Source organism: Chromatocurvus halotolerans (genome assembly GCF_004340525.1).
GTDB lineage: Bacteria > Pseudomonadota > Gammaproteobacteria > Pseudomonadales > Halieaceae > Chromatocurvus > Chromatocurvus halotolerans.
The window spans coordinates 12,947-34,864 of record NZ_SLWX01000008.1; the positions used below are offsets into that span (position 1 = coordinate 12,947).

Consider the following 21,918-nt stretch of genomic DNA (forward strand, 5'->3'; position numbering starts at 1 on the left):
AAGCATATTGCTGTCCATTTTGCGACAGAACTTTGTAAGATTTCGGAAAATTCTTGCTGATACCGGGTTTTCTCCTTATTTTGCCGACAATTGTGATCTGGTAATTGCTTAGGTCTGTAAGTATCATTTGTCGCACAGCAGACAAACTATCGGAGCAGACCGTGCAAACGCCGGTCCGCTCTCAGGGAAAGTTTGTCTTCGAATTTTCAAAGAGGGGTATCTTTCATGTATCAACGTCCGACCGTAAACCGTCGCCGTCTCAGCCATGCCGTGGTTTCCGCAATTGCCGGCACCATGCTGGCCGGCAGCGCGCAGGCCCAGCTGGAGGAGGTCATCGTCACGGCCACCAAGCGCTCCGCCAGCACGCAGGACATCCCGCTCAGCGTCCAGGCGCTGGGGCAGCAGGGGCTAGAGCAGCTCGGGATCACCAACTTCGAGGATTACCTGGTGCAGCTGCCCGGCGTCACGGCAGGTGGCAGCGGTCCGGGACAGAACACGATCTACATCCGCGGGCTTGCCTCGACAACGCCGGCCCTGACGACGGCCGGGGTGGCCGGTCTGGCCCCCAATGTCGCCTTCTACCTCGATGAGCAGCCTCTTGCCCAGCCCGGCCGCAACCTCGATGTCTACACGGCGGATATCAATCGCGTGGAGGTGCTGTCCGGGCCGCAGGGCACCCTGTTTGGCGCGAGCTCGCAGGCCGGAACGGTCCGCCTGATCACCAACAAGCCGGATTTTTCCGGCACCTACGGCAAGGTCAAGGCGGGAACCTCCTTCACCCGGGGCGGTGAAATGAGCAACAACATGGAGGGCGTTCTCAATCTGCCCGTGACCGACAAGCTGGCCCTGCGTGGCGTTGTCTACGCGGACAGCATGGGGGGTTACGTGGATAACGTTGCCGGCACGCAGACCCTGCGCGAAAGTGCACGCTTCCGCCCCGAAGGCACCGTGCGTGCCAATGGGGTGGCGGTCGAGCCCCGTCGCGCCGGGTTCCAGTCCACTTCCGACCTGAGCAATGTCAATTTCCTCGAGGCCGACAACGGCACCATCGCCGAGGATGACTACAACGACACCACCTACTCGGGTTTTCGCCTGTCGGCCACGTACCTGATCAACCAGAACTGGACCCTGCAGCTCTCTCACATGCAGCAGCAGCTTGATTCCGACGGCGTGTTCTACTCCGATCCGGAGCTGGACGACTACGAGGTGACACGCTTCACCGAGGACAAGCTGTCTGACGAGTTCCACAACACGGCCCTGACGCTGGAAGGCCGGGTCGGAGAGCTCGAGGTGCTGTACTCCGGGGCCTTTACCCAGCGCGACAGCAACCAGCGCATCGATTATTCGGACTACATGTTTGTCGGCCAGTACCTGCCGTACTACATCTGCGACGGATCGGTGTCCTATCCGGGCGATGCGGCTCCCTCGGGCACCTGTCAGCCGCCCGATCTGCTCGTTACCAGCGTCACGGATACCACGGTGCAGACACACGAAATCCGTATCAATACACCGGAAGCCAACCGGCTCCGGGCGACGGTCGGTGGCTTCTACAGCGATCTGCAGCTGGATGAGCGCAACGATTTCGTCTATCCCGGCTCCACACGGGTGGACGGTTTCGGCGTACAGACGGGCTTTTCGCCGAACTTTCCGTTCACCACTGGCTTCACATCCGACCCTGGGCCCTTTCCCGCCGGCACGAACTTCCGCAACGACGTGCGACGTACCGATACGCAACTCGGTGTCTTCGGTGAGGCGACCTACGACCTGACGCCTCAGCTCGCCCTGACTCTGGGTGCGCGCTGGTACGATATCGAGGTGGATCTGGAGGGCAGCGCGAACTCGTCGTTCTGCAATCTGACGGGGCCGGATGTGAACGCCTTCGGGACGGATATCTCTGATCTTTACAACGGTGATGGTCAGATTACGTTCCGCGGAACCTGCGATCCTGCAGAGCAGATCACCTACACGATGGATACCATCGACCAGGCACCGGATCAGGTGGCGGCAGCGCTGCGGTCTGCGCCGGATGTCGCCGCGACCGACGGCGTCATCGGCAAGGTGTCCCTCTCATGGCGGCCGAACGCCGACCAGCTCTGGTTTGCCACAATTTCCGAGGGCTTTCGCCCGGGGTTGCTCAATCGTCCCGGTGGCGCCAATGGTCCCGGTGATTATCGCGTGCCCTTCGCACTCGACACCGATACCGTGACCAACTACGAGATTGGCTGGAAGCTGGACCTGGCCCAGTCCCTGCGTTTCAACGGCAGTCTGTTCTTCGTCGAGATTGACGATCTGCAGACGACGATTTTTGATCCCAGCATTACCAATCTGTTTTTCTCGGACAATGCGGCAAATGCCGAGATATGGGGGCTTGAAGGCAATGTGACCTGGGCGCCGGCTTCAGTGCCGGGCCTGACGGTGACCGGTGCTTTCTCGTTCCTTGACACGGAAATCACTGAGGTACTGACGCCGACAGAGGATGTTCGCAAGGGCGACGAGCTGGCCTACGCGCCGAAGTTTCAGGGCAACCTGCGGGCGCGCTACGGCTGGGATCTCGACAACGGCATGCGCGCCCACGTGATGCCGCACGTGTCCTATTCGGATACTGCGTTCACGGATATCATCAGCATCAATCGCATGGAGCTGGATTCCTGGATGATGCTGGGTGTGACAGCCGGCGTGAGCACGGCCTCCTGGACGGCAGAGCTGTTCGTCGACAACCTGACGGATGAGGCGGCAGAGCTGACCGGCAGTTTCGTCGCGGATCGAGAGCGCGTCATGCTTGCGCGCCCCCTGACCGCCGGCTTCCGCGTCAACTACGATTTCAATTGATGTGACTGCGGTGAGCGGCGCTGCTGCGACGCTGGACGAGGCCGCGGTACGCTCGCGCATGCGCGCCGGGGATTTCTCCGGCGCGCTGGAGCTTCTCGCGCCGGATGAACCCGGGGCGGACAGCCATCGCCTCTACCTTGCGGCGGTCTGTTACCGCTTTCAGGGCGATAGCGCACAGGCAGAGAACTGCCTGAACCGGATCCTCGCTCAGGATCCCGAGCACGGTCACGCACTGCAGGAGCGCGGGCATCTCTGTCGCGATCGCGGTGACGCGGATGGCGCTCTGCGTGCCTACGCGTATGCCTGCAGGGCCAATCCTTCCCTGGTTGCCAGTTTCCGCGGTCAGCTTGCCATTCTCGAAGCCCGCGATAACCGTGAAGCGGCGGCACGGGTGCGCGCGCAGCTCGCCCACCTTGAGGACCTGCCGCGGCCTCTGGTTGCCGTTACCGACCTGCTTGCCCGTGGCCGCCTGCTGCAGGCGGAGACACTCTGCCGGCGTTTTCTGCAGGAGTCGCCCAGGCAGGTGGAGGGCATGCGCCTGCTGGCGGAGATCGGCCAGCGTCTGGGGGCGCTGGAAGAGGCGGAGTTCCTGCTCGAGAGTGCTGCGATGTTCGAGCCGGAAAACATTGCCGCGCGTATCGACTATGTTCGTGTGCTCGGCCGTCGGCAGCGCTTCGCCGCCGCCCGGGAGCAGGCAGCGCGGTTGCGCGGCGAGCACCCGGGAAACCCGCAGCTGGAGTCCCTGCACGCGGTGCAGTGTCTGCAGGCGGGAGATTATGACGCCGCGCTGGAAGGCTTCGCTGCCGTGCTTGAACAGATGCCGGGGGACCCGGTTACCCTGACTGCGCGCGGTCATGCGCTGAAAACCCGTGGCGATGGCGATGACGCGGTCGCCGCCTACCGGGCTGCGCTAGACAGCAGCCGCCACTACGGCGAAGCCTGGTATTCCCTGGCCAATCTCAAGACCTACCGCTTTGACGACGGCGATATCAGTAGCATGAGTGAGCTGCTGCAGGATGCCGATCTCGTCACTGCGGACCGGGTTTTCCTGTGTTTCGCCCTCGGGAAGGCGCTGGAGGACCGTCGGGATTTCGCCGACTCCTTCGCCCGCTACGCCGAGGGCAACCGACTCAAGCGCAGCGCCAGCCATTACGATGCCGATGCCGTGACGCGAGAGCTTGCCGCGCAGCGCGAGTACTGCAGTGCCAGTCTGTTCAGCGGCTTGTCGGGTGCGGGAGCCCCGGCGAACGACCCGATATTCATCGTCGGTATGCCGCGGGCCGGCAGTACGCTGCTGGAGCAGATCCTGTCATCGCATTCACAGGTGGACGGTACCCAGGAGCTGCCCAACGTGCTTGCCATGAGCCAGCAGCTGCGGCGTAGGCGGGTGGGTGACGACGTGCCGGGCTATCCGGCCGTCCTTGAAGCTCTGAAGCCCGACGAGCTGCGAGCTCTCGGCGAGCAGTTCCTTGCCGATACAGGGATCCACCGTCACGGAGCCCCGCGTTTTATCGACAAGATGCCCAACAATTTCCGTCATATCGGGCTTATCCATCTGATGCTGCCGAATGCGCGCATCATCGATGCCCGGCGCGAGCCGATGGCCTGCGGCTTCAGCAACTTCAAGCAGCTGTTTGCCGAGGGCCAGGAGTTCAGTTACGACCTGGCGGACACGGGGCGATACTATCGGGATTACGTGGCGCTCATGGCGCACTGGGACACGGTATTGCCCGGCAAGGTGCTGCGGGTGCAGCATGAGGATGTCCTCGATGACCTTGAGGGTCAGGTGCGGCGCATGCTGGACTTTCTCGGTCTGCCGTTCGAGGAGAGCTGCCTGCGGTATTTCGAGACCGAACGTGCCGTGCGTACGCCGAGCTCGGAACAGGTGCGCCGCCCGATCTATCGCGATGCGAAGCAACAGTGGCACAATTACGCGGCGTGGCTGGAGCCGCTGCGAGACGCCCTGGGGGAGTCCCTGGTGCCGGCTACCAGCACGCCTGACAGCCCCTCGGCTGACATTCACTAGCGGAATCCGATTCATGGCAGACCTCCAAAGCGATGTCCTAGTGGCGCTGCGGCGTATCATGCGCGCGAGCAGTCTTCACTCGCGCAAGCTCGGTAAATCGGTGGGGCTCACCGTGCCGCAACTCGTGGTGATTCGTGCCATCGGCCATGCGGGCATGCCAAGCGCCGGGGAAGTCGCGCGTGCCGTGAGCCTGAGCCAGGCCACGGTGACCACTATCCTCAACCGTCTTGAAGAGCGTGGGTTGGTGACGCGCGAGCGCAGTACGCAGGATCGCCGGCGCGTCATATTGCAGCTGACACAGGCCGGCAACACGATTCTTCAGGAGGCGCCGCTGCCACTGCAGGATACATTCTCGGGCCGCTTTGAGGCGCTGTCGCAATGGGAGCAACACCAGATTGTCTCGGCACTGGCGAGGGTCGCGGAAATGATGGATGCCGATGGCATTGATGCCGCGCCTCTCCTGGATGGTGCCGACGTGGTCTGATCCGGTCGTTAATGGCATTTTCCCCGAAAAAACTGGACGTTTCATGCATCCCGCTCCAGTATCCCGACGTATAGTGGACAATTTATCCAACAAGGATTGACTCCGCATGGCCGGGCCCTCAGAGCACCCCTCTCCCTCATCTGAGCAGCTGTGGAAATATTTCCGCAATATCCTCGGTCCGGAACGTTCTTTCTACGGGTTGGCGCTGGCCTACGGTATCGGCATCTCCCTGCTTTCTCTGGCCACGCCGCTCTCTGTGCAGATGCTGATCAATACCGTGGCAAATATAGGTCTCGCGACGCCGCTTATCGTGCTTTCCGTGGGCATGTTCACGCTCCTGTTATTTGCCGGCGGCCTGAATGCGCTGCGCATTCACCTCATGGACATCTTCGGTCGGCGCTTCTATGCCCGGATCGTCTCGGAGATGGCGGTGCGGGCGGTCTATGCCCGCAATGCGTTCTTCGAGGACAACCGCAAGGGCGCCCTGTTCAATCGCTACTTCGATATCATGATCATGCTCAAGCAGGTGCCCAATCTCCTGGTGGGCGGCTTTACCATACTGCTGCAGACGGTTGTGGGTTTCGTCCTGGTTTCCTCTTATCACCCGCTGCTGTTCATCTTTAACGGCGTGCTCACGCTGTTGATCTGGCTGGTGTGGGTGATCTGGGGCAAACGCGCCATCCGCAGCGCCATCGAACTGTCCCACCGCAAGCACGTCAATGCGGCCTGGCTGGAAAGCATCGGCCGCTCCAATGACTGCTTCAAGAGTGAGCGTCACATCGAGGACGTGCTGTATCGCACTGACAGTAATACGCGCTATTACATGGATCAGCACGTTACCCACTTCCGCCATCATTTCTCGCAGACCTTGGCCTTCATCTTGATTTACGCCGCTGCCAGCGCCGCCTTGCTGGGGCTCGGTGGCTGGCTTGTCATTCAGGGGCAGCTCTCCCTCGGGCAGCTGGTGGCCGCCGAGCTGGTGCTGTCGGTGGTGTTCGTCGGCATTTCCCAGATGGGGATCTACCTGAGTTATTTCTATGATGTGTGCGCGGCAGTGGATGAGCTCACTCTGTTCATGGAGATCGAGCAGGAGCCGGCCACGGGCCCCCACGTCCGCTTATCGGGTCCGCCCACGCTGTCGTTTCATGAGGTCCAGGTGCAGGGCGGTGGCCAGTCGGTGATGCTGGATTGCGAAATACCGGCCGGCGCGCGGGTGGGTGTGTTTTCTGCAGGTCCCGCGGTGCAGCGGCTGGTCATTGAGCTGCTCAAGTCGCACTCCCGGCCTGATACCGGGACGCTGGAGCTTGCCGGTACGGACCTGCGTACCCTGCGACCCTTCGAGATCCGTCAGGAGATTATCGTGATCGACCGCCCCACGGTCGTGGAAGGCAGTCTGCGCAACTTCCTGCGCCTGAGTGCCGATGACGATAACGCCATTGACCCGGTCACCGCCATCCGGGTGGTTGGCCTTGAGCCCGCCATCTCTCACCTGCCGGATGGTCTCGACACCGAGGTCGCGTCAACCGGCTGGCCACTGAGCATCACCGAAACCCTGCAGCTGGCGCTGGCGGCAGCGATCATCGCGCGACCGCGTGTGCTGGTGCTGAGCCAGGCTTTCGACGCAGTACCGGAGGCGGCCCTGCTGACTTCACTGGAATTGCTGCAGGCACAGAAGCAGACAAGCGTGCTGTATTTTTCCAGCAAGCTGGCGGATTTCGGATTCAGCCACTACCTGTACCTTGGCAGCCAGTCGCAGCATCTGTACGAGGACTACGACAGCATGTGCGAGTTTCACCAGCTGGCGCCCACGGCGCTGCGGGCCCCCACGGAAGGCGGGTCGCTACTGCCGGAAACACCCGCCGCCACGCCGGCAGATGATCGGGAGAACCGCTGAATGGCTTCTCTCGACTATCATCAGGACAAGTTCACCACGCTGGCGTCGATTCGCACGCCGCGGGTAATGCGCCGCGTCGGCCTGCTCATTGCCTTTGTGCTTGTGATATTGCCGCCGATAATGATCTACGTGCCCTGGGTGCAGACCGCAATGGGGTCGGGAGCCGTGACGGCAATCAATCCCAATGACCGCATGCAGGAAATCAACGCCCTTGTGCCCGGACGCATTCAGGAGTGGTATGTTCGCGACGGCAGTCGCGTCAGTGTTGGCGATCCCATCGTGCGTATCGTGGACAATGATCCCCAGCTGATCGAGCGTTTACAGGCCGAGCGATCACAGGTTATTGCACAGCTGACCGCAGCGGAGACGGCGCTGGAAATCGCGCAGATAGACCGGCGCCGCACCGAGGAACTGCTGGCAGAGGGACTGGCGGCCCGCCGCGATCTTGAACAGGCGCGTATCCGCATCGAGGAGTTGCGCTCGCAGGTGGCTGCGGCCTCCGCCGAGGTAAGCCGTGTTGATGTGCGTCTGTCCCGCCAGTCCATGCAGATCGTGCGTGCCCCACGCGATGGCGTCATCCTTCGCGTCAATGCCGGTGATGCCGCCACCATGGTATCCATGGGGCAGGTGGTGGCCACCTTTGTCCCGGACGACGTGGAGCGCGCCGTGGAACTGTTTGTGGATGGCATGGACGTGTCCCTGATCCGCGAGGGCGCGCCGGTGCGTCTGCAGTTCGAGGGCTGGCCCGTGGTGCAGATCAGCGGCTGGCCGTCCAAAGCGGTAGGCACCTTCGGTGGCCGGGTGGTTGCCATTGATGCATCTGCCCAGGCCAACGGCCGTTTCCGGGTGCTTGTCGAGCAGGACCCGGATGATGAGAACGAATGGCCGGACCGGCGTTACGTCCGTTTTGGCGCCAAGGCGCGCGGCTGGGTGCTGCTCGACGAGGTCTCCGTCGGCTACGAGATGTGGCGTCGCATGAACAACTTCCCGCCGAATTTTCCGGTGGATGGGCAGGCGCCGGTCCGGGGGGGCGGCTGATGCTGCCCAGAACCCTGCTGATTCTGTGGTGTTTTCTGGCAGCGCCGTCGCAGGCGCAGGTGGCGGCAGCTGACGCGCTGGAGCCGGAGGACGTTCTCGCGTCTTCCGCGGAGCATTTCCCGGGCATTCTGGAAAGTCTGGCCCAGCGTCGGGTCGCGGAAGGTCGCGTTACGGAAGCCCGGGGCGCATTCGATCTGGTGTTCTCTGCCGACAGCTTTGGCCGGGTGAACGGATTCTACGATGGCACTAGCGTCGAGGGTGGCGCGCGCAAGGCCCTCAGGCCTCTCGGCGCCAGCATTTACAGCAAGTACTCCGTGTCCGATGGCTCGTTTCCCGTATACGAGGATCAGTATTTCACTAACAACGGTGGTGATCTCAAGGTTGGTGTCCTGTTCAGCCTGCTGCGTGATCGGGATATCGATGCGCGGCGTTTCGCCGAGACCGACAGCGAGCTGGCGCTGGGTCAGGCCGATCTGGAGCTGCTGTTGACCCGAATCGGGGTGCAGCAGCGCGCGCTCGCGGCCTACTGGCACTGGGTGGCGATGGGTCAGCAGCTGACTGTCTACCGCGATTTGCTGGACATTGCGCTGACCCGGGAAAAAGCACTGGAAGTCGAGGTGCGCACCGGCCGCCGCGCGGAGATTTTTCTCACCGAAAATCGCCAGAACATCACGCGGCGACAGACGCTGGTGACCCGGGCCGAGCGCGATTTTCGGGTGGCGGCCAACCAGCTGGCGTTTTTCCTCCGCGACGACGACGGCCAGCCGCGCGTGCCGGAGGCTGAGCGCCTACCCTCCAGTGACGCGATCAAGGACGTCTCGGAGCCCGCTGGCGCGCCCGACATGGACGTGAGCTCCATTCTGTCGAAACGTCCTGAACTCAATATCGTCGAGACCGCCATGCGTCGGGCGTCGCGCGAAGTCGCACTGTCGGAGAACAACCTTCTGCCCCGACTGGACCTGAAGTTTGAACTGGCGGAGCCTTTTGGCAGCATCGGCGAAGGTGGGCCGTCGCGGGACACCCGGGATGCCATTGTCGGCTTTACGTTCTCTGTTCCCCTGGAGCAGCGAGCGGCAAAGGGTCGCCTGTCCCAGGCCCGGGCACGGCTGGATGCACTGGAGCAGGAGCGTCGCCAGCTGGAGGATCGTATCGAGCTGGAACTGCGGAATATTCTGCTGGAACTCAATGTCGCCCGCCGGCTGATGCAGCTGGCGGCCCTTGAGGTAGAACAGTCCGAAACCATGCGCAGGGCAGAGCAGCGGCGTTTTGAGCAGGGTGCGAGTGATTTTTTTGTGGTCAATGTGCGGGAAGAGACGGCCGCAGACGCGCGCGTCCGGTATTATGATGCCTATCGGGCCGCACAGCTGGCGCAGGCGGAGTTTCATGCCGCAACGGTGAACCTGGAGCGCCTGGGGCTGGTCCAATAGCCGATTGCGACGGCGGTTGCCGTCGGGTCCGCTGTGGCGCCGGGCGGCTGACCCACCCCACTGGCAAGGTGTATGATAGGCCCCATGATCGGCACAGACTTCTGGGTGCACAGTGACAATCTGGTATCCCAACACAATGAAAAAGGATTTTTTATGAACACCACGACGAGAATCACGCTGTTGGCACCGCTGCTGCTGGTGCTCGGCGCCTGCAGCAACCTCACCGAGCGGCAGATGGAAACCTGTGTTGTCGGGCTGACGACGGCCGGTGGTGTGATCGGCGCTGCCAGTTCGGGTGGCACGGGCGTGCTGCCCGGAGCGATGATCGGTACCGGTATTTCCCTGATCAGCTGCGAACAGGGACAGGAGGCCCCCGCGCCGCGTCAGGCACCGCCACCCGCAGACAGCGACGGAGACGGGGTGCCCGACGACAGGGATCGCTGCCCCCGAACCCCGGCCGGTGTCGACGTCGACGGTCGTGGCTGCCCGGTAGATGGTGACCGTGATGGTGTTGCCGACTACCTCGATCAGTGTGCCGGGACACCGGCGGGCGTCAAGGTGGACGAGATTGGCTGTCCGATAAAGGACGAGGTGGTTCTGACCATCAACCGACTGGGCTTCGCCTTTGACAGTGCTGAACTCGACCGGTCATCCAAGGCGGCGCTGGATCGGGCTGTCGAGGTCATCAAGTCGCACAGTGAAGTGGTGAACATGAATGTGGTTGGCCACACCGACAGCCGCGGTGACGAGGAGTACAACCAGAAGCTGTCGGAGCGTCGCGCTGCCGCCGTTGTCGATTATCTGGTGTCCAAGGGCGTCAGTCGCAGTAGCCTGAGCTCTTCCGGCAAAGGCGAGTCAGAGCCCATGGCCAGCAATGACACGGACGACGGCCGTGCGCAGAACCGACGTGTGGAACTGGTGGTCGAGTAACCGTCTGCACGGCGGCAATCGTTCGCTGGCGGCGTTGGCGTGTTGCCTTCCCGGAAGGCCAGGCCAGCACACGGAACTGTGCCGGGTGCAGAGGCCAGCGTCTGATCGCAGCTTCTGCACTCTGCCTGCTGCTGATGCAGCCGGCCTGGGCGACCACGGTCTATCGTTCTGTCGGCAACAATGGCGAGGTGCTTTTCAGCGATCAGCCACCGGCGTCCGGGACGGAGTCAGAGGTGATGCACGTCGCAGCAGGCGCTGCGACGGCAGATGCCGCGGCGCGTCTGCGGGAGTTGCGCCTGACCACCCGGCGTATGGTGGAGGCACGCCGCGAACGCGAAGCCGAGCGTGCGGCGGCCAGACCGCCGACCATTCGCTACACCACGAATCGCGACTTTCCTGCCCGGCAGACAGCCACATCGCCACAGCCCGCGCCGGTGCTGTGGATCAATCCCCGTCTGCGCGGTATGTATCCGGGTCCACTGCGGTATCCGCAGCACCGACCCGTCTCGCCAGTCCGGGTGCCCCCGGGCTTTCAGGTAATTCAGCCAGGCAACCGGCAGCTGATGCGCCCCATTGTGTCCTCGCGTGACTGATGCGTGCCCCGGGTCACCGATCCGTGGTGTGCCCTGTCCCGACCTCCGAACCGGAGAGAACCCCCGATGCCGACCGTAACCTGCTTTGGTGCCGCCCGCGAGGTCACCGGCTCCTGCCATCTCCTTGAGGCCGCTGGCGTCGGGCGCTTCCTGCTTGACTGCGGCATGCACCAGGGCGGAGATGCCGTGGAGCGCGTGCAGGACGAGACCTTTGCCTTCGATCCGGCGTCCCTGGATGCGGTAATACTCTCCCATGCGCACCTGGACCACTCGGGCTTGCTGCCCCGGCTGTTGCATGAGGGTTTCACCGGGCCGCTGTTATGCACCGAGGCCACGGCGGAGCTGCTGGTGATCATGCTCAAGGATGCCGCGGGTCTTTACCTGCGTGATCTCGAGCGTGCCAATCTGCGTAACCGGCGTCGCGGCCGCGGGGAGATCGCGCCCAGGTACACGATGGAGGATGTAGACGCGGTTATCCGGTCCTGTCAGGGCTATGCGTACCATCAGAGCGTTGCGCTGGCCGACGGCGCCAGTCTGGTCTTTCACGATGCCGGCCATATTCTCGGATCTGCCATTATCGAGATCCGCTGTGTGGAGGCGGGTGAACCGCGCACCCTGGTGTACTCGGGGGATCTTGGCAAGACGGATTCTGTCCTGATGCGTCGGCCGGCCACCCTGCAGCATGCCGATCTGGTCATGATGGAGAGCACCTACGGCGATCGTGAGCATCGCACGGAAATCGACACGCTGGCGGAATTCCGGGGAATACTGCATGACACCTGGGCGCGGGGCGGTAATGTCATGATTCCCGCGTTTGCCGTGGGTCGCACCCAGGAGATTCTGTTTCATCTCGGCTGCCTGTACCATGCGGGCGAACTCGACGACTGGCAGGTGTTTCTGGACAGTCCCATGGCCATTGCCGTCACCGAGACCTACAACAACTGGCTGAGGCTGCTTGACGATACCGACAGGAAAGCCCTCGAAGCCGCGGACCGCGCCTCTCTGGAAACCTTTCTGCCGACGCTGCGGCTGACCCCGGATACGGAACAGTCGATGGCCATCAACCGTATAAAGTCAGGCGCGATCATCATTGCCGGCAGCGGCATGTGCACCGGCGGGCGCATCCGGCATCACATCAAGCAGCGTATCTGGGACGAGCGCAACACCCTCATCTTTGCCGGTTTTCAGGCACGTGGCACGCTCGGACGTCTGCTGGTGGACGGCATACGCAAGATCCGCCTGTTTCAGGACGAGTTCGTGGTCAAGGCACAGATAGAAACCCTGGGTGGGCTGTCCGCCCATGCCGGGCAGAGTGAACTCGTGGCATGGTTGTCCGCCTTTGAGGGGCGTCCCGCGACGGTGCTGGTACACGGCGAGGCCTCGGCGCAGATCGCGCTGGCCGAGCGTCTCCAGACCGAGCTGGGAATCGAGGCCGGCATCCCGGAGCGCGGCGAGGTTATTACTTTCTGAGCTCGCTGCGCCTGCCGGCTTTATTGACTTTCCGGCGACGCCGGCAGTAGCGGGCGATACAGCATCTCGCCGTAGGCCAGCGCGGCGCGTCCCCAGGGAAAGCGCTCCGCCGCGGCGCCGGCACGGATCCTGCGATAGGCATCGGGCTGCCCGCGCAGGCAGTCAAGTGCCTCGCCCAGACGCATGAGCAGCGCCTGTTCCGCGCCAACGTCGGCATCCGCCGCGAAAACAAAGCCAGTTTCCCCATCTTGGACGGTATCCACCAGCCCCCCTACGGCATTGACCAGGCAGGGTTGACCCTCCCGCATGGCCAGCATCTGACTGATGCCGCAGGGCTCGAACGTGCTCGGCATAAGGAACAGATCGCCGGCGGCATACAGGGCATCGGCCAGCGCGTCCGAGTACCCACAGAGGAACAGCAGATTGTCACGCTCGCTGGCGAGCCGTGTCAGGGTCATTTCCAGTGTCGGGTCGCCACTGCCCAGCATCACGCAGAGGCCGTCATCCCCCAGCGCATCCAGCGCGTGTTCAAGGCACAGTCGTCCGTCGGGCATGACAGAGCACAGGAGGCCGAGTTTCTGGTCGGTGAGCCGGCCCACAGAGGTCAGTAGTGCCTGTGGACGGGGTTGTCTCCCCGCCAGCCAAAGGTCGAGCTGATGCAGCGCAAGGACATGGCTGCTGTGTGCCTCTGCGGTCCTGCCGATCCAGCGCCGCACGTCGCGTCGCGCAAGCGCAAGGGTGTCAGCGAATGTCGCAGGGGGGGGTGCCACATCGGGGTAGTCGCAGCCATTCAGTATGCCGACGAGGCGGCCCTCATGCCGCGCATTGCGCAGATCCGCCTGCAGGCCGCAGCCGAAGTCGCTATCAGGGTCGCAGATCTCTTCGGCATACTGCGGTGATACTGCGTGCACCCGGCCGCAGAGGGCAATGGCCGCGCGCATCGGGTTATAGCAGTCTCGGTAGCGCGGATCGATTGCCGACGGCGGCAGGTGCGGCAGTGACGGAAACCAGGAGAACAGTGCCGACTCGTCGCCGCTCAGTGGCCGGATCCCCTGCAGTGCCAGGTTGTGAATCGTGTAGACCAGGGGAATGTCGGCGATGGCCGCATAGACGGGATCGGTGTGCAGCAATAGCGCAAACAGTGCGCTGTGCCAGTCGTGCAGGTGGATGATGTCGGGACGTGGGATAACGCCGTCCGTAATGGCGGCAGCGGCAGCGGCACAGAACAGGGCGAAGCGGCTGCCATCCGTGGCGAAGGGTCGTCCCGGATCATCATCGACATAGATGCGCGCCGGCCCTGCGCTGCTGAAGAGCGGATGCTCCAGCGCCAGGCAGCTGACGCCGGCGGTCCCGGTCCGGGACGGCACCCGGTGCAGGGAGACGCGTTCCCGCTGCCCGCGGAACACCGTCTGCAGCGTGTCGATCCGTGTGGCGCCTGGCAGGCGGCTGAAATGGCCATAGCCTGGGGTCAGCACGGTGACCGAGTGCTCAAGCGCGGCGAGGGCGCCCGGGGCATCGCGGATCACATCGCCGATGCCGCCGACCTTGCCGCCGGGCAGTGCACCGTTCTCGGCGGCCAGCATCAGGATATTCAGGGCTTTTTCGCCCTGGCGTGAACGCATGAACTGCAGGCTCAGGTGATGACGTCTGGTGATGTGCGGCCGGTGCGGCTGACAATCCCGGCGATGTCGTCTGCCGCCTGCAGCACGCTGCCCAGGGCGCGCTGCGTGTCGACTTCCAGCAGTGACGGGTCGAGCTGAAAGCTGTCGCAGTAGACGCGCAGCGTCGCGCCGGCGGTGCCGGTGCCGGATAGCCGATAGACAATGCGCGCATCGTCCTCAAAGAAAACACGAATGCCCTGACCTTCGCTCACGCTGCCGTCCACGGGATCGACATAGCGGAAGTCATCGGCGGCGCTGACCGTATGCCCGGAAAAGGACTGCCCGACCAGGCCCGGCAGACTTTCGCGAAGGTCGTGCATCAGCGCGTCGGCAGCCGTGGCGTCGACGTTCTCGTAATCGTGTCGGGTGAAGAAGTCGCGGCCGTACTGCCGCCAGTGCTCGCGCACGATGGCGTGGGCCGGCTGCTTGCGTTCGGCAATAATGTTCAGCCAGTAGAGCACGGCCCACAGCCCGTCTTTCTCGCGCACATGGCTCGAGCCGGTGCCGAAGCTCTCTTCACCGCACAGGGTTATGAGCCCGGCATCCATCAGATTGCCGAAGAACTTCCAGCCGGTCGGTGTCTCGTGGCAGTCGAAACCCTTCGCCGCCGCCACCCTGTCGACCGCGCGACTGGTGGGCATGGAGCGCGCCACCCCTGCGAGACGGCCATTGTAGCCGGGTATCAGGTGGGCGTTGGCCGCCAGCACCGCGAGTGAGTCACAGGGATTGATGTAGAAGCCCTTGCCCAGGACCATGTTGCGGTCACCGTCGCCGTCGGAGGCGGCGCCGAAGTCCGGCGGGTTATCGCCATTCATGCGGGCGACGAGCTCCCGCGCGTGGGCCAGATTCGGGTCCGGATGGGCGCCGCCAAAGTCCTCCAGGGGTTCACCGTTGATGACGGTGCCGGCAGGCGCACCGAGCCGGCGTTCGAGAATCTCCGTGGCATAGGGTCCGGTAATGGCGTGCATCGCGTCAAAGCAGACATGAAAGCGGCCGTTACCCAGCACTTTGGCGATGGCCGGGAAATCGAAGATGGACGCCATCAGGTCGGCATAGTCGCTGACCGGGTCGATCACCTCGACCACCATGTTGCCAAGCATCTGGCTGCCGTCGTGGTCGATATCGATGTTGCGTGCATCCAGTGTCAGATAATGATCGATGTGCCGGGTACATTCATGGATTCTTGCGGTGACGGTCTCGGTTGCCGGGCCGCCGTTGCTGCCGTTGAACTTGATGCCGAAGTCGGCTTCCGGGCCGCCGGGGTTGTGGCTGGCCGAGAGAATAATGCCGCCGGTGGCGCTGTGCTTGCGGATCAGGCAGGAAGCGGCCGGCGTTGACAGCAGTCCCCCACGGCCGACGATGGCATGGCTGAACCCGTTGGCGGCTGCCATGCACAGAATGCGCTGCAGCGCTTCCCGGTTGAAGTAGCGCCCATCGCCGCCGAGAACCAGCGACTGGCGCTGATCGCCGCCAATGGCGTTGAAAATGGACTGCACGAAGTTTTCCAGGTAATGCGGCTGTTGAAACTCCGCCACCCTCTTGCGCAGTCCGGAGGTTCCCGGCTTCTGGCCATCGTACGGCCGGGTTTCGATACGTGTTACTGACATTTGCGATATATCCATAATAATCAGGCGGATCCTTCTGCCAGGCCCAGCATGCCCCGGGTGATCAGAACAACACCGCCGGTGCTGACGCGGAAGCCGTTCTCCCTGTCTTCTTCACTGTCAAAGCCAATGCGCATTCCCTCCGGAATGATGCAGCCGCGATCAACGATCGTGTTCTGCATCTGCACGCGTCGCCCCACCTCCGTTTCGGGCAGGATTACCGAGGCGTGCACGCGGGAATAGGAGTGCAGCCGCGCATTGGAAAAAATCACGGACCCGCTGACATGACTGCCGGAAACAATCACGCCGCCGGCAACCATGGAGTCCAGCGCCTCGCCCCGGCGGTCGTCCTTGTCCCAGACGAACTTGGCAGGCGGCAGCTGCTCCTGGTAGGTCCACAGCGGCCACTCGCGCTCGTACAGGTTCAGACGCGGCGTCGTGGATACCAGCTCCATGTTGGCCAGCCAGAAGGAATCCAGCGTGCCGACATCGCGCCAGTAGGCCTTTTCACCGGTTTGTGGGTCGCGGAACGGATAGGCGTGTACGTGACAGGTCGCTATCATAGCTGGAATCACGTCGTGACCGAAGTCCCGCGTTGAGTCGGCGACCGCCGCATCATGGATCAGCTGCTCGTACAGAAACTCGGTATTGAACACATAGTTGCCCATTGACGCCAGGCACATGCCGGGTTTGCCGGGTATCTCCCGGGGCTCGGCGGGCTTTTCCTCGAAGCCCACCACGCGGCCGCTGGTATCCACCTGCATCACGCCAAAGGTATTGGCAGCTTCGGCCACGGGGACTTCCAGGCAGCACACGGTCATGTCGGCACCGGACTCGACGTGCTCCACCAGCATGGGTCCGTAGTCCATCTTGTAGATGTGGTCCCCGGAGAGGATGAGGACATGGTCGGGCTGCTGGGCGCGAATGATGTCGAGGTTCTGGTAGACCGCGTCGGCGGTGCCCTGGTACCAGTCATCGGAAAAGCGCTGGGAAGCGGGCAGGATTTCCACGAACTCGCCGAATTCTTTCTTGAAGTGGCTCCAGCCTCGCATCAGGTGCCGGATCAGGGAATAGGCCTTGTACTGGGTGAGAACGCCGATCTGGCGTATGCCGGAATTCACGCAGTTGGAGAGTGGAAAGTCGATAATGCGGTACTTGCCCCCGAAATACAGGGCCGGCTTGGCGCGCCAGTTGGTGAGCTCGTAAAGTCTTGAGCCGCGACCGCCGGCGAGGACCAGTGCCAGCGTGTTGCGTGTCAGCCGGCTGACGTAGCGGGGATTATGGTCATCCATGCATCACACCCTGTTTCTCCCGATGGTTACCAGTGGCCCTTGCGGAACCAGATCTCGTCTGCGTATTCGCGGATGGTGCGGTCACTGGAGAAGTACCCGCTCGCTGATGTGTTGGCGATGCACTTGCGTGTCCAGCCCTCGCTGTCGGCGAAGGCGGCATCGACGGCGAGCTGCGCGTCGATATAGCTGCGGAAATCCGCCGCGGTCATCCACAGATCGTAAGGATCGCGGATGCTGTCGATGACCGTTCGGAACAGTCCCGGCTCCAGCATATTGAAATGCCCGCTCTCCAGCAGCTGCATGACCCGGGAAAAGTCGGTGTCGCCGTCGATCAAGGCCGCGGGATCTGTCTGTCCGCGCTGCGACTCTACCTGGTCGGCGTCGAGGCCAAAGAGAAAGAAGTTACTCTCGCCAACGGCCTCGCGGATTTCGATATTGGCGCCATCCAGGGTGCCGATGGTGACCGCGCCGTTCATCATGAACTTCATGTTGCCGGTGCCCGAGGCTTCCTTGCCCGCAGTGGAAATCTGTTCCGACAGGTCGGCTCCGGTGCAGATGACTTCCATGGTCGACACATTGTAGTCGGGCAGGAATGCCACCCGCAGCCAGGGCTTCATGCGTGGATCGCGGTTGATCACCGAGGCGACGTTGTTGATCAGCTTGATCAGAAGTTTGGCCATGGCGTAGCCCGGTGCGGCCTTGCCGGCGATAAGAATGCAGCGTGGCTGCAGCGTGTCGGTATCGCCGCGCAGCACCCGGTCATAGCGATAAATGATGTGCAGCACGTTCAGCAGCTGGCGCTTGTATTCGTGAATGCGCTTGACCTGCACGTCGAACAGCATGTCAGGGTCGAACTCCACCGCGCAGCGCTCCCACACCAGCTCGGCCAGACGCGCCTTGTTGGCGCGTTTCACGCTGGCGAAACGCTCGCGGAAGTCGGCATCATCCCCGCGGCTCGCAAGGCGTGCCAGTTCGTCAAGGTGGCATATCCAGCCGTCGCCGAGCGTGTCATCCAGCAGCGCCTTCAGCCCCGGGTTGCAGTGGCTCAGCCAGCGGCGCGGTGTCACGCCGTTGGTCTTGTTGTTGAAGCGCTGCGGCGAGAACTCGTAAAAATCCCGGAACAGCCCACTGGTGAGCAGCCGGGTATGCAGGGCCGCCACACCGTTGACGGAAAAACTGCCGATGATGCCGAGAAAGGCCATACGCACCCGGGGTTCCGGCCCTTCCTCAATGATCGACATGCGGCGCTGGCGGTCGACATCGCCGGGCCAGCGGTCGGCCACGCGGCTGAGGAAGCGGGCGTTGATCTCGTAGATGATTTCCAGCAGTCGCGGCAGCAGGTGCTCAAACAGGCTAACCGGCCACACCTCGAGCGCTTCCGGCAGCAGCGTGTGGTTGGTGTAGGCCATGCTGTTGTGGGTGATCTCCCAGGCGTCGTTCCATTCAAGGCCATAGTCGTCCAGCAGCAGTCGCATCATCTCGGCGATGGCGAGAGTCGGGTGGGTGTCGTTCAGCTGGAAGACGTTGTATGCGGCAAAGGTGCCGAAGTCGGGACCGTGCAGTTCATGCCACTGCTGCAGCACGTCCTGGAGGCTGGCGGAGGCCAGAAAATACTGCTGGCGCAGGCGCAGTTCCTTGCCCTGCTCGCTCTGGTCGTTGGGGTAGAGAACCATGGTGATCTGTTCGGCGCGGGTTCTCGCCTGAACGGCATCGGTGTAGCTGCCGGCGTTGAACTCGTCGAGGTTGAACTCCTCCGTGGCCTCGGCCTTCCACAGTCGCAGGGTGTTGACCACGCCATTGCGATAGCCCGGAACCGGCATGTCACAGGGAACAGCGAGTACGTCGTAGGTATCTGTCCAGCGCACGCGGTGTCGGCCGCTCCCGTCCCGATAGTGATCCGTGTGTCCGCCGAAGCGAATGCGCTGGGCGTGCTCCGGCACTTCGAACTCCCAGGGGTTGCCGTTGCGCAGCCAGCCATCCGGGTACTCCACCTGAAAGCCATTGCGAATGCGCTGCTGGAACATGCCGTACTGGTAGCGGATGCCGTAGCCGGTCACGGGCAGGCCGAGGCTGGCACAGCTGTCAAGGAAACACGCGGCGAGTCGGCCAAGGCCGCCATTGCCGAGGCCGGCATCGAGCTCCTCGGATTCCACGTCCTCAAGGTCGCTGTGGTGCTGCTGAAGTGCGTCGCGGACATCGTCCTCGAGATCGAGATTCAGCACCGCATTGTGCAGGCTGCGGCCGATGAGAAACTCCATGGACAGGTAGTTGACGCGCCTGGGTCGTTCCTCCCTCAGTTGATGCCGGGTCTGCCGCCAGCGCGCCACCAGCCGGTCGCGGACCGACAGTGCCAGTGCCTCATACAGATAGCGGTGGGAGCCACCCGGCTCGTCGCGTCCCAGCGTCAGGGCATAGTGCCGGTCAATGTCGTCGTTCAGGGTGCCGTCGAGACGGCGATTCAGTTCAGTGCTGTTCATGGCGATAAATCCGTGCGCTTCCCGGCGGAATCGATGCAGGAATCAGTATGCGCGACCGCGCCGGTACCTGCGAGTGCAATTTGCACCGAACCCGGCGCGAGCAGCAGCGCATTATCCATGTCCTGTGCACGCCCGGGTGATGCATTATCGGCGGTGTCCACCAGCAGCAGGCGCGGCTGCGGCATGCTGTCAGGTATCCGGTACGTCAGTGGTCGGTCGCCCGCATTCAGCACGATCAGCACAGCATCTTCCACCGTCTCGTCGGGATCGCACTGCAGCAGGGCATACAGTATGTCGCGGCGCTCCGGGTCTTCCCAGTGCGCCGCGGTCGCCGGCTCTCCGTCGGCGCCATACCAGCGGATACACTGGCCATCGATATCCGGGCGCTCATGGCGGTAGCGGTCTGCGCGCAGAAGTGTGCTGCGTGCACGAAAACCGGTCAGCAACTGCGTCAGCTGGCGCAGCTGCTGACCGGCGCCAGCGCTCACCTGCGTCCAGTCCAGCCAGGTCAGTGGATTGTCCTGGCAATAGGCGTTGTTGTTGCCCTGCTGGCTGCGACCGAATTCGTCGCCGGCCTGCAGCATCGGCACGCCCTGCGATACGGCAAGGGTGGTGATGACGTTGCGCTGTCGCTGCCAGCGCCGCCGCTCCGTATCAGGATCGCCGGAGGGTCCTTCAGGCCCGAGGTTGTCGCTCAGGTTATCGGCATGTCCGTCCCGGTTGTCTTCGCCGTTGGCCGTGTTGTGGCGTTCTCGGTAGCTCACCAGATCGCGCAGGGTGAAGCCGTCGTGGCTGCAGACGAAGTTGATGCTGGCCGTGGGCGCACTCGCGCGCGGCGCAAAGATATCGCCGGAACCGGTCAGGCGTCGCCCCAGTTCCGGCAGCTGCGCGGCGTCACCGCGCCAGAAGCGACGCACGCTATCGCGATAGCGGTCGTTCCACTCGCTCCAGCCCCCGGGCAGATTGCCCAGCTGGTAGCCGTCCGGTCCGATATCCCAGGGTTCCCCGATCAGCTTGCAGTGGCGCAGAACCGGATCGCTGTTGATGGCGCACAGCAGCGCCGCATCCGGCTGGTAGTGGCGATGGCCGCGTCCCAGCACCGGCGCCAGATCGAAGCGGAAGCCGTCCACGTCCATCTCTCTTGCCCAGAAGCGCAGGCTGTCCATGACCAGGCGGCGCACCATGGGGTGTCCGGTGTCCAGCGTGTTGCCGCAGCCGGTGTCGTTGACGTAAAAGCGTGGCTGGTCCGGTTCAAGCCGGTAGTAGCTGCGATTGTCGATACCGCGCAGGCTCAGTGTCGGCCCCAGTTCGTCGCTCTCGGCGCTGTGGTTGTAAACCACGTCCAGAATGACTTCCAGCCCGGCGTCGTGCAGCGCGTCTACCATGGCGCGAAACGCCGCCGCGCCCGCGCGTCCTGCGTAGGCCGGATGCGGCACGAAAAACGCCAGGGTGTTGTAGCCCCAGTAGTTCTTCAGGCCCCGCTGATGCAGGGCGTACTCGTCGATAAAGGTATGCACCGGCAGCAGCTCTACCGCGGTGATGCCAAGGGCGCGCAGATACTCAAGGCTGGCAGGGTGAGCCAGACCGTCACAGGTGCCACGCAGCGTTTCGGGGACAGCCGGGTGCCGGCGGGTAAAGCCCGCAAGGTGCAGTTCGTAGAGCCAGGTGTCCGCCATGGGAATGCCCGGCCGGCGGCTCGGCCCCGGCGCTATCGCCTCTGTGACCACAGCCTTGGGCATGCAGGCACTGTTGTCGAGATCACAGAAAGACAGATCGGCCCCGGGGTTGTCCCGCTGATAGCCGAAGTGGCTGTCGTGCCACACGAAGTCGCCGCGCAGCGCCCTGGCGTAGGGATCGAGCAGCAGTTTGTTCGGGTTGAAGCGCAGCCCGGCCTCGGGTTCATGGGGGCCGTAGACACGGTAACCGTAGCAGGTGCCGGGACCTGCACCGGCCAGAAAACCGTGCCAGATATCGCCCTCGCCGGACTGCAGCCGGTGGCGCGCGGTTTCGGTACTGCCGTCATCCGTATACAGACACAGCTCCACGGCCTCGGCATCGGCGGAGAAAAGGGCGAAATGGCAGCCGCCGTCGCGCGCCGTTGCGCCGAGGGTCGTGCTGTCGCCCGCGTCAAGTGTCTGGTCGACCGGTCGTCTGACCGCGGTCCGGGTCATTGGCTGCCTCCTGTCGGGTGTT

General features: G+C 63.2%; 14 protein-coding genes. 9 read left to right on the plus strand and 5 right to left on the minus strand.

Annotated features, from left to right (window positions below):
- Positions 1–225: 225 nt before the first annotated feature.
- From EV688_RS10300 to EV688_RS10340, 9 genes are all read left to right on the plus strand, one after another.
- Positions 226–2,829: a TonB-dependent receptor gene (locus EV688_RS10300; protein WP_117318101.1), complete on the plus strand. Its 2,604-nt coding sequence runs from the start codon at positions 226–228 to the stop codon at positions 2,827–2,829.
- A 10-nt stretch (positions 2,830–2,839) separates the two neighbouring features.
- A complete protein-coding gene (locus tag EV688_RS10305; RefSeq protein ID WP_240624369.1) occupies positions 2,840–4,855 on the plus strand; it encodes a tetratricopeptide repeat-containing sulfotransferase family protein in 2,016 nt (671 codons plus the stop codon).
- Between the two features lie 13 nt (positions 4,856–4,868).
- Positions 4,869–5,339 (plus strand): MarR family winged helix-turn-helix transcriptional regulator, encoded by a 471-nt coding sequence (locus EV688_RS10310; protein WP_117318100.1) that lies wholly within the window; start codon positions 4,869–4,871, stop codon positions 5,337–5,339.
- Positions 5,340–5,445: 106 nt separating this feature from the next.
- The gene (locus EV688_RS10315; RefSeq protein WP_117318098.1) at positions 5,446–7,233 is read left to right on the plus strand and encodes an ABC transporter transmembrane domain-containing protein; all 1,788 of its coding nucleotides are present in this window, start codon (positions 5,446–5,448) and stop codon (positions 7,231–7,233) included.
- Positions 7,234–8,271, plus strand: a complete 1,038-nt coding sequence (locus tag EV688_RS10320; protein WP_117318096.1) for an efflux RND transporter periplasmic adaptor subunit — start codon at positions 7,234–7,236, stop codon at positions 8,269–8,271.
- Entirely contained in the window at positions 8,271–9,698 is a 1,428-nt protein-coding gene (locus EV688_RS10325) for a TolC family protein (protein WP_117318094.1), read from the plus strand. The genes EV688_RS10320 and EV688_RS10325 overlap by 1 nt, the downstream gene beginning before the upstream one ends.
- Before the next feature lie 153 nt (positions 9,699–9,851).
- On the plus strand, positions 9,852–10,628 hold the full coding sequence (locus EV688_RS10330) for an OmpA family protein (RefSeq protein WP_117318143.1): 777 nt from the start codon (positions 9,852–9,854) through the stop codon (positions 10,626–10,628).
- Between the two features lie 131 nt (positions 10,629–10,759).
- The gene (locus tag EV688_RS10335) at positions 10,760–11,221 is read left to right on the plus strand and encodes a DUF4124 domain-containing protein (protein ID WP_276309878.1); all 462 of its coding nucleotides are present in this window, start codon (positions 10,760–10,762) and stop codon (positions 11,219–11,221) included.
- Positions 11,222–11,287: 66 nt separating this feature from the next.
- On the plus strand, positions 11,288–12,691 hold the full coding sequence (locus EV688_RS10340; RefSeq protein ID WP_117318090.1) for an MBL fold metallo-hydrolase RNA specificity domain-containing protein: 1,404 nt from the start codon (positions 11,288–11,290) through the stop codon (positions 12,689–12,691).
- Between the two features lie 20 nt (positions 12,692–12,711).
- On the opposite strand, the gene EV688_RS10345 is transcribed toward EV688_RS10340, so the two are convergent.
- From EV688_RS10345 to glgX, 5 genes are read right to left on the minus strand one after another with little or no spacing between them, the layout of a single operon-like run.
- Positions 12,712–14,313, minus strand: coding sequence for a glycogen synthase (locus tag EV688_RS10345; RefSeq protein ID WP_117318089.1), 1,602 nt, complete (start codon positions 14,311–14,313; stop codon positions 12,712–12,714).
- 11 nt (positions 14,314–14,324) lie between these two features.
- Complete coding sequence (locus tag EV688_RS10350) at positions 14,325–15,959, minus strand: alpha-D-glucose phosphate-specific phosphoglucomutase (protein WP_117318087.1); 1,635 nt, start codon at positions 15,957–15,959, stop codon at positions 14,325–14,327.
- Positions 15,960–15,979: 20 nt separating this feature from the next.
- On the minus strand, positions 15,980–17,248 hold the full coding sequence (glgC, locus tag EV688_RS10355; RefSeq protein ID WP_117318085.1) for a glucose-1-phosphate adenylyltransferase: 1,269 nt from the start codon (positions 17,246–17,248) through the stop codon (positions 15,980–15,982).
- A 26-nt stretch (positions 17,249–17,274) separates the two neighbouring features.
- Positions 17,275–19,725 carry a glycogen/starch/alpha-glucan phosphorylase gene (locus EV688_RS10360; RefSeq protein WP_117318083.1) on the minus strand — a complete coding sequence of 817 codons (2,451 nt, stop codon included), beginning with the start codon at positions 19,723–19,725 and terminating at the stop codon, positions 17,275–17,277.
- Positions 19,722–21,896 carry a glycogen debranching protein GlgX gene (gene glgX, locus EV688_RS10365; RefSeq protein ID WP_117318081.1) on the minus strand — a complete coding sequence of 725 codons (2,175 nt, stop codon included), beginning with the start codon at positions 21,894–21,896 and terminating at the stop codon, positions 19,722–19,724. Before glgX ends, EV688_RS10360 begins: the two co-directional genes overlap by 4 nt.
- Between the last annotated feature and the right edge of the window lie 22 nt (positions 21,897–21,918).